The organism is Pseudomonas brenneri (assembly GCF_007858285.1).
Classification (GTDB): Bacteria; Pseudomonadota; Gammaproteobacteria; order Pseudomonadales; family Pseudomonadaceae; genus Aquipseudomonas; species Aquipseudomonas brenneri.
Genome location: NZ_VFIL01000031.1, coordinates 1 through 515 on the forward strand (window position 1 = coordinate 1; position 515 = coordinate 515).

Here is a 515-nt window from a genome sequence, read left to right on the forward strand (position 1 = left end):
CTCACCTTATTTATCATTTCCTCTCAATCCTTACTACCAATTTATTATACCCCTTCCCCCCCATCCTCATACTTCCCTTTTCTATTCTTTCCTCCTCTTTTTTCCCTCTCCTCTTCCAATTTTTTTTTCTTTCAATCCTTCTTTCCCCCCAATTACAACACCCCTCCCCTCCTTTCTTTTTTCTTTCCTCTCTTCTTTTTTTTCTTTTTCTTTCCCCCCCCTCTTTCCCCCTTCCTTTTTCTCCTCTCTTTTCTCCCTCCTTTCCCCTTCCCCCTCCTCCTCCTCCCTCTCCTCTTTCCTCTCCCTTCTTTTCTCCCCCCCCCCCCTCTTCGCTTCTTTCTCCCTTTCTTCTCTCTCCTTCCCTCTCTTCCTTCTCTTCTCTCTCTCTCTCTCCTTCCTTCCTCTTTTCTCCCTCCCCCCTTTCTTCCTCTTCTTCCCCTCTCCCTTTCCCCTTTTTTCTTCCCTTCCCTTTTTCCCTTTTCTTCCCCCAACCTTCCTCCTTTCCCTTTCTCCCT

Annotated in this window: 1 protein-coding gene; it reads right to left on the bottom strand. The window is 47.2% G+C overall.

From position 1 onward, the window contains the following. Positions 1–81: 81 nt before the first annotated feature. Positions 82–515 (bottom strand): hypothetical protein (locus FJD34_RS28955; RefSeq protein WP_211365110.1); only part of this gene is annotated, 434 nt, incomplete at its 5' end.